This window comes from Hydrogenophaga intermedia, from assembly GCF_000723405.1.
GTDB lineage: Bacteria > Pseudomonadota > Gammaproteobacteria > Burkholderiales > Burkholderiaceae_C > Hydrogenophaga > Hydrogenophaga intermedia.
The window spans coordinates 45,476-51,694 of the sequence record NZ_CCAE010000036.1; the positions used below are offsets into that span (position 1 = coordinate 45,476).

General features: G+C 68.1%; 11 protein-coding genes. 7 read left to right on the plus strand and 4 right to left on the minus strand.

Features of this window, described 5'->3' with window-relative positions; all coding sequences use genetic code 11:
• Nucleotides 1–2: 2 nt before the first annotated feature.
• Nucleotides 3–932: a LysR family transcriptional regulator gene (locus BN948_RS17970; RefSeq protein WP_009517458.1), complete on the minus strand. Its 930-nt coding sequence runs from the start codon at nucleotides 930–932 to the stop codon at nucleotides 3–5.
• A 114-nt stretch (nucleotides 933–1,046) separates the two neighbouring features.
• Here BN948_RS17970 and BN948_RS17975 point away from each other — a divergent pair, with 114 nt between their 5' ends.
• The 3 genes from BN948_RS17975 to BN948_RS17985 are packed head-to-tail and all read left to right on the plus strand — an operon-like array spanning nucleotide 1,047 to nucleotide 2,206.
• Nucleotides 1,047–1,601: a flavodoxin family protein gene (locus tag BN948_RS17975; protein WP_009517459.1), complete on the plus strand. Its 555-nt coding sequence runs from the start codon at nucleotides 1,047–1,049 to the stop codon at nucleotides 1,599–1,601.
• A 9-nt stretch (nucleotides 1,602–1,610) separates the two neighbouring features.
• On the plus strand, nucleotides 1,611–1,817 hold the full coding sequence (locus BN948_RS17980) for a tautomerase family protein (RefSeq protein WP_009517460.1): 207 nt from the start codon (nucleotides 1,611–1,613) through the stop codon (nucleotides 1,815–1,817).
• The gene (locus tag BN948_RS17985; RefSeq protein WP_035623052.1) at nucleotides 1,814–2,206 is read left to right on the plus strand and encodes a nuclear transport factor 2 family protein; all 393 of its coding nucleotides are present in this window, start codon (nucleotides 1,814–1,816) and stop codon (nucleotides 2,204–2,206) included. Before BN948_RS17980 ends, BN948_RS17985 begins: the two co-directional genes overlap by 4 nt.
• On the opposite strand, the gene BN948_RS17990 is transcribed toward BN948_RS17985, so the two are convergent.
• Complete coding sequence (locus tag BN948_RS17990; protein WP_009517462.1) at nucleotides 2,188–2,787, minus strand: GNAT family N-acetyltransferase; 600 nt, start codon at nucleotides 2,785–2,787, stop codon at nucleotides 2,188–2,190. The two genes, BN948_RS17985 and BN948_RS17990, sit on opposite strands and share 19 nt — an antisense overlap.
• Nucleotides 2,788–2,866: 79 nt before the next feature.
• Here BN948_RS17990 and BN948_RS17995 point away from each other — a divergent pair, with 79 nt between their 5' ends.
• On the plus strand, nucleotides 2,867–3,331 hold the full coding sequence (locus tag BN948_RS17995; RefSeq protein WP_009517463.1) for a CreA family protein: 465 nt from the start codon (nucleotides 2,867–2,869) through the stop codon (nucleotides 3,329–3,331).
• 19 nt (nucleotides 3,332–3,350) lie between these two features.
• Here BN948_RS17995 and BN948_RS18000 read toward each other — a convergent pair whose 3' ends face one another.
• Nucleotides 3,351–3,854: a TspO/MBR family protein gene (locus tag BN948_RS18000; RefSeq protein ID WP_009517464.1), complete on the minus strand. Its 504-nt coding sequence runs from the start codon at nucleotides 3,852–3,854 to the stop codon at nucleotides 3,351–3,353.
• Nucleotides 3,855–4,009: 155 nt separating this feature from the next.
• Between BN948_RS18000 and BN948_RS18005 the strand changes: the two genes are divergently transcribed.
• The gene (locus BN948_RS18005) at nucleotides 4,010–4,270 is read left to right on the plus strand and encodes a DUF2789 domain-containing protein (protein ID WP_009517465.1); all 261 of its coding nucleotides are present in this window, start codon (nucleotides 4,010–4,012) and stop codon (nucleotides 4,268–4,270) included.
• Nucleotides 4,271–4,298: 28 nt separating this feature from the next.
• Here BN948_RS18005 and BN948_RS18010 read toward each other — a convergent pair whose 3' ends face one another.
• The gene (locus BN948_RS18010) at nucleotides 4,299–4,814 is read right to left on the minus strand and encodes an OsmC family protein (protein ID WP_009517466.1); all 516 of its coding nucleotides are present in this window, start codon (nucleotides 4,812–4,814) and stop codon (nucleotides 4,299–4,301) included.
• 160 nt (nucleotides 4,815–4,974) lie between these two features.
• Between BN948_RS18010 and BN948_RS18015 the strand changes: the two genes are divergently transcribed.
• Nucleotides 4,975–5,652, plus strand: a complete 678-nt coding sequence (locus BN948_RS18015; RefSeq protein WP_009517467.1) for a helix-turn-helix transcriptional regulator — start codon at nucleotides 4,975–4,977, stop codon at nucleotides 5,650–5,652.
• On the plus strand, nucleotides 5,649–6,219 hold a 571-nt coding region (locus BN948_RS18020), incomplete at its 3' end, for a DUF6036 family nucleotidyltransferase (RefSeq protein ID WP_081921994.1). The genes BN948_RS18015 and BN948_RS18020, both read left to right, overlap by 4 nt.

Here is a 6,219-nt window from a genome sequence, read left to right on the forward strand (position 1 = left end):
CCTCAGGCGCGCGCGCCGCGCCGGGGCTTCAGGCTCGCCACCAGAAAATCCGCCAGGGCACGCACCCGCAAGGGCATGTGCCGGTTGGCGGGGTAGATGAGCGAGAACGGCCGCGAGGCGCCACCCAACGGGCGCAGCACCTCCACCAGGGCGCCGCTCTCCAGGTCCTTCTCGACCATGAAGCGGTAGATCTGCGCCAGGCCAGCGCCGGCGCGCGCCAGCGTGGCCACGCCGACGATGTCCTCGGACACGGAGTAGCCGCCCTGTGTGGGCACGTCGCGTTCCACGCCGTCCACGCGCAGCCGCCACGACACGTGCTGCCCGGTGCGCGGCAATACGAACTGGATGCAGTCGTGCGCCGCCAGGTCGTCCACCGACTTCGGCGTGCCGCGCTGGCGCAGGTAGGCCTTGGTGGCCACCACCACCAGCTCCGCGTCCATCAACTGGCGCGCAATGAGGCCGGAGTCGGCCTGCGCCCGCCCGCGCACCGCCAGGTCGAAGCCATCGGCGGTGAAGTCGATGTTGCGGTTGCTGAGCTGCACGTCCACCTCCACCTGCGGGTGGCGCGCGCGAAACGCCGGCAGCAGCGGCAGCAGCCGGTGGTGCCCGAACGAGGTGGGCGCGCTGATGCGCACCACGCCCGCCGGCTGCGCCTGGTGGCCGGTGAGCTGGCGCTCGGCCTCCGCCAGTTGCCCCAGGGCCTGCTTGCACTGCTGGTGGTAGGCGCGCCCCGCGTCGGTGAGGCGAATGCGTCGCGTGGTCCGCACGAACAGGCGCACCTGCAGACGCTCTTCCAGGCGGCCGATGGCGCGGCTCACGGCGGCCGGCGTGAGCGCCGCCTGCTGCGCGGCGGCGGTGAAGCTCTCCAGGTCGGCCGCCAGGCAGAACAGCTCGATGCCGCCCAGGGACGTGACGCCGAATTCGCGGGTCATGGTTTACATCGGGTAATGAATGAAGTTCAAGTCTATGTGTTTATCAATCGTAGGGCGATGAATACCATGCCTCCATCGTTTTTCAACCGCCGTTTGGTCGGCAAGAGGCACACCATGACGTCCCGCATCAGCATCGTTTTTCACAGTGGCTACGGCCACACGCGCCAGGTGGCGCAGGCCGTGGCCGACGGCAGCGGCGCGGACCTGATCGAGATCGACCAGGAAGGCCGCGTCAGCGATCAGGACTGGGCGCGCCTGGCCGCGTCCGATGCCATCGTCTTCGGCACGCCCACCTACATGGGCAACGTGAGCTGGCAGTTCAAGCGCTTCCAGGACACCACCACCGGTGTGTGGATGAACCAGCAGTGGAAGAACAAGCTGGCCGCGGGCTTCACCAACTCCGCCGGCATCAATGGCGACAAGCTGGCCACGCTGAATTCGCTGTTCACTTTCACGCAGCAACACGGCATGTTGTGGGTGGGCACGGGCATGCTGCCGGCCAATGCCAAGGCTTCGGTGCGCGACGACGTGAACTACCTGGCCTCGTTCAGCGGCCTCATGGCCGCCACGCCGTCAGATGCCTCGGCCGACGAACTGGTGGCCGGCGACCTGCGCACCGCGCGCCTGTTCGGCGAGCGCATTCGCGACGTCGTGCAGCGCCTGCACTGAAGAGCCACCATGCCTTACGTGAACATTCAGGTGACGCGTGAGAACGTGAGCGCGCCACAGAAAGCCGAACTCATCGCCGGTGTCACCGAACTGCTGCAGCGCGTGCTCGGCAAGGACCCGGCGCTCACGCACGTGGTGATCGACGAGATCGATCCCGACAACTGGGGCGTGGGCGGTCTGCCCGCCTTGCAATACCGCCAGCGGGGCGCCAGGTGAGCGCCGCGGCGGACTTCGCGCGTGAGAGCGCGGCCGTGGCCCAGGCGCTGGGCCGCTACTTCGACGGTCTGCACCACAGCGACGTGGCCTTGCTGGACCAGGTCTTCCACCCCGAGGCGCACTACTTCAGCGCCACCGAAGGCCGCCTGTTGCACCTGGACATGGCCAGCTACTTCCCGCGCGTGGCGCAACGCCCCTCACCGGCGAGCCAGGGCCATGCCCGCACGGATCGCATCCTCGCGATCGAGTTCGCGGGGCCGGTGACGGCGTTCGCCAAGCTCGAGTGCTCGATTCCACCCAAGGCCTTCACCGACTTCCTGACGCTGGTGAAGCTGGACGGCGACTGGCGCATCGTCAGCAAGGTATTCCATTACGACGCCTTGCCCTGAGGCGCCTTGTCGCCGGGCAGGCGCGCGTACACGCAGGTGTTGCGCAGGCTGCCATCGGGCGCGCGCTGCGCGTGGCGCAGCACGCCTTCCAGCGCGAAGTCGCAGCCCTCGGCCACGCGGCGCGAGGCGGTGTTGGCCTCGTCGGTGATCAGCTCCACGCGCTGGGCCTTCAGGTGTTCGAAGGCCCAGTCCACCAGCGCGTTCACGCCCTCGCGCGCGAAGCCCTGGCCGGTGGCGCTGGTGCGCAGCCAGTAGCCCACCTCGGTTCGGGGCACCTGCCAGTCGGTGCGGTGCAGGCCGAAGGAGCCGACGAGGCGGCCGGTGGCGGTCTCGAAGGCCAGGTAGGGCAGGTCGGCGCGCGAGAAGAAGTAGGCCTCGCAGCGGCGGCAGCGCAGCTCGGCCGAGTCCTGCGTCAGTTCTTCGGCCACCCAGGGCAGGTGCCCCAGAAAGCGGCGCAGCTCGGCCTGCGATTCAGCCACCGCCTCGTACAGCCGGAGGCCGTCGCCCGCGCGGAAGGTGCGCAGGTGCAGCCGCGGCGTGAGGAAGCTGTGGGGGATGTCGAGCAGGAGCGGGTCGGGCATGATGGCCTGGCTGCGGTGGTTCGTCCGAGAGGGCGGATCATGCACCGACCCTGGCCAACACCTTGCCGAAAGCCCACCCATGCGCCGCCTCACCTGCTTCCTGTTGATGGTCTTCGCCACGCTCGCCCAGGCCGACGAGATCGGCTCTGTCGACACCGTGTTCAAGTTCATCGGCCCCGACCACAAGATCGTGGTGGAGGCGCACGACGACCCGGGTGTCAACGGCGTGACCTGCTACATGTCGCGCGCCCGCACGGGCGGCATCAGCGGGGCGCTGGGGCTGGCGGAAGACAAGGCCGAGGCCTCCATCGCCTGCCGCCAGACCGGGCCCATCAGCATCCCCAAACCCATCAAGGCGCAGGAAGAGGTCTTCAGCGAGCGCATCAGCCTGGTCTTCAAGCGCCTGCGCATCGTGCGCATGGTCGATGCGAAGCGGCATTCGCTGGTGTACCTCACCTACTCGGACCGGTTGATCGAGGGCTCGCCGCAGAACTCGGTGGCGGTGGTGGCGGTGGACCGCGCCACGCCGATTCCGCTGCGCTGAGGGAGGGCCGCCGCGCGCGCTACAGCAGGCCGGGGTTGCGCTGCCAGACCGAGAACGTGAGGGCCGTGGCGAAACAGACCCAGGCCAGGTAGGGCGCGAGCAGCCAGGCCGCCAGCGGGCGGATGCGCCTGAACTGGATCATGGTGGCGATGATGAGCGCGATGAGGACCAGGATCTCGACAAAGGCCCACTGGCCTTGCCGCCAGGCGAAGAAGAGCCAGGTCCACAGCGCATTGGCCGCGAGCTGGGCGCCGAACAGCGCGTACGGCGCGAACCCCTGTTCGAGTCTCCGCTCGCGCCAGACCATCCATGCCGACAGCGCGATCAGCACGTACAGCACCGTCCACACCGGGCCGAACAGCCAGGCCGGCGGCGCCCAGGCCGGGCGGTTCAACTGGCCATAGAAGTCCGGCGCGTTGGCGGAAGCGACCGCCCCGATGGCGGCGGCCGCGAAGCTGAGCAGCAGCCAGAAGGCGAGGCTGGGCCAGGGAGAGGGCGGCGATGTGAACAGGGTGCGTGTCATGGGCGGTGAATGGGCATGCCTTGGTCGGCAGGACGATAGCGCCGAAGCGGCGCGCGACCGGGGGCGAGTGCCCATGACGCGGCCTTGGCCTACACGCCAGCCGCCGAACGGTCGCCGACAATCGCCGCATTCGAAACGCTCAGGAGATCGCCGCGATGGACGAGACCACCCCCCGAATGACCAACCTGTTTCTGCAACTGGGCCTCGATGCCGGCGAGCAGGACATCGCGCGCTTCATCCTGGACCACCAGATCCCCGCCGACGTGCACATCTGCGACGCGCCGCACTGGAACGACGCCCAGCGCCAGTTCCTGGTCGAGCAGATCAAGGCCGACGCGCCCTGGGCGTTGGTGGTGGACCAGCTGAACGAGGCGCTGCACGCGGACGCGATGGGGCATGAGGCCGGCCCGCGCTGAACAGCGCGGCCGATGCGCGCCGGCGCAGTTACGCCACCCGGACCTCGGCCTGCACGCTCAGGGCCCGGCGCAGGGCATCGCCCACAGGCGAGTGGGCCTCGGCCCAATGCACCAGATCGCGTAGCGCCTGTTCGGGCACGCCGGGGGCGGCAATGCGCACGGTGAGCTGAACGTCGAGCGGTCCGGCGGGCGCGCCATCGAAGTCGCCCAGCAGGCCACGGTTGTCGGAGCGGCTGCCGACCGTTACCTCCAGTTCGGTCAGCTCGATGCCGAGTTGCGCCGCGCGCATGGCGATCATGGTGGCGTCGCAGTTGGCCAGCGCGGCGCGCAGGTACCAGCCCGGCGTGGGTGCACTGCCTCCACCGCCGATGGGCGCCGGCATGTCGGTGATCAGTGTTTCACCCTTGGGGCCGACGGCCTTGCAGCGAAGGCCCGACTCCAGGGTGGCCACGGCCGGCTTGTCCCGCGAGATCGCATCCTGCGGGTGGGCCGCGAGGTGCTTCGCGAGCTGGTCCATGGATTGGCGGATGTGCGCTGCGCTCATGGGGGGCTCCTGGCGGCGCGGGCGCGCCGGCGCCGCGAATGATGGCAGCAAGCGGGCTATGAGCCAAGGCTGCGGTGTGTCGAGCATAGCGCGACTCTTTGCAGTCAGTTTGTCCAAAAATATGGACAATTAGGTATTGATTGCTTAGTATTCCGCACAAATGATTGCCCTGGAAGCCACAGCCGTCTTGGAGCGCCAGTTGTTGCTGCAACTGGGCGACCGGCTCAAACGACTGCGCAAGGCACAGGGCCTGGGCACGGTCGAGATGGCCGGGCGCGTGGGAATCTCCCGCACGACGCTCAGTGCGGTCGAGGCGGGCGATCCCGGGCCGTCCATCGGCACCTACCTCAAAGTCATGTCGGTGCTAGGCATCAGTGGTGAACTGGCGCTGCTGGCGGGCGATACCCTGCAACCAGCGCCGCCGGGATCAGCAGCGGCCCGATCGCGTCGAGGAAAACCCGTCGTGCAACTGATGGTCTCCACTGACGAGTCCCGCCACCGTGTTCAAGACCTGCAAAGCCTCGCATTGCACGAAGAAGCGGTTCGTCTGGTGCGCGCCGATGAGTCGCTGCGGCGGCGGGCGCAGGACACGCTGGCCCGCTGGCAGAGCGCGGGGCACTCGCGTTCCGCGAGCCTGTGGCACGAGTGGGACGACATCCTTACTTACGGCAAGTGGCGCAAGGTACTCGGCAGGACCCGCCGAGCCCAGGAGTTGCGTCAAGCTTCGCCGCTGATCACGGTGCTGCCAGACGATGTTCGCCAGGGCATTCTGGATCAGGTGAACCGTCTCAGGAGAGGCGTGGTGTTGGGTGACACGGAAGACGGGCAGGCTTCATGACCCGCGACGAACTCGAGCACATCATCCGGGCTTGCGGCGACGTGACGGATCAGTACGAATTCATCATCGTCGGCAGCCAATCGATCCTGGGACCGATTCCTCACCCGGAGGCGGTCTTCACCATGTCGGCCGAAGCGGACATCTATCCTTTGAACGCCCCCGAACTCGCGGAGCGGATCGAGGGTGCGCTGGGCGAAGGCTCGTGGTTCCACGAGACGCATGGCTACTACGCGCAGGGTGTGGGTCCGGAGACCGCCGTCCTGCCCGCAGGCTGGTTGCATCGGGTGCACCGCGTGCAGAGCGCCGCCACCAACGACCGGGTGGGTTACTGCCTCGCCGTGGTCGATCTCTTCCTCGCCAAAGCCGTGGCCTTGCGCGAAAAGGACCGCGAGTTCTGCATGGCACTGCTGGTCCATGGCCATGTGAAGGCCGCAGAGGCCATCAATCTGGTGGACACCATGCCGCTGGATGAGCAGCAGCGGCGCCGATTGCTGGCGACCATTCGCCGTTGGGTGAAGATTTTGCGCGATGCAGGACACGCCCTGCCCGACCCGCCCGCCTCATCTC

Coding starts and splice junctions, on each gene's coding strand:
- BN948_RS18010 (WP_009517466.1), bottom strand. CDS start 4,814: ATGAGCGCAGCGCACATCCGCCAATCCATGGACCAGCTCGCGAAGCAC.
- BN948_RS17980 (WP_009517460.1), top strand. CDS start 1,611: ATGCCTTACGTGAACATTCAGGTGACGCGTGAGAACGTGAGCGCGCCA.
- BN948_RS18015 (WP_009517467.1), top strand. CDS start 4,975: ATGATTGCCCTGGAAGCCACAGCCGTCTTGGAGCGCCAGTTGTTGCTG.
- BN948_RS18005 (WP_009517465.1), top strand. CDS start 4,010: ATGGACGAGACCACCCCCCGAATGACCAACCTGTTTCTGCAACTGGGC.
- BN948_RS17995 (WP_009517463.1), top strand. CDS start 2,867: ATGCGCCGCCTCACCTGCTTCCTGTTGATGGTCTTCGCCACGCTCGCC.
- BN948_RS17990 (WP_009517462.1), bottom strand. CDS start 2,787: ATGCCCGACCCGCTCCTGCTCGACATCCCCCACAGCTTCCTCACGCCG.
- BN948_RS18000 (WP_009517464.1), bottom strand. CDS start 3,854: ATGACACGCACCCTGTTCACATCGCCGCCCTCTCCCTGGCCCAGCCTC.
- BN948_RS17970 (WP_009517458.1), bottom strand. CDS start 932: ATGACCCGCGAATTCGGCGTCACGTCCCTGGGCGGCATCGAGCTGTTC.
- BN948_RS17975 (WP_009517459.1), top strand. CDS start 1,047: ATGACGTCCCGCATCAGCATCGTTTTTCACAGTGGCTACGGCCACACG.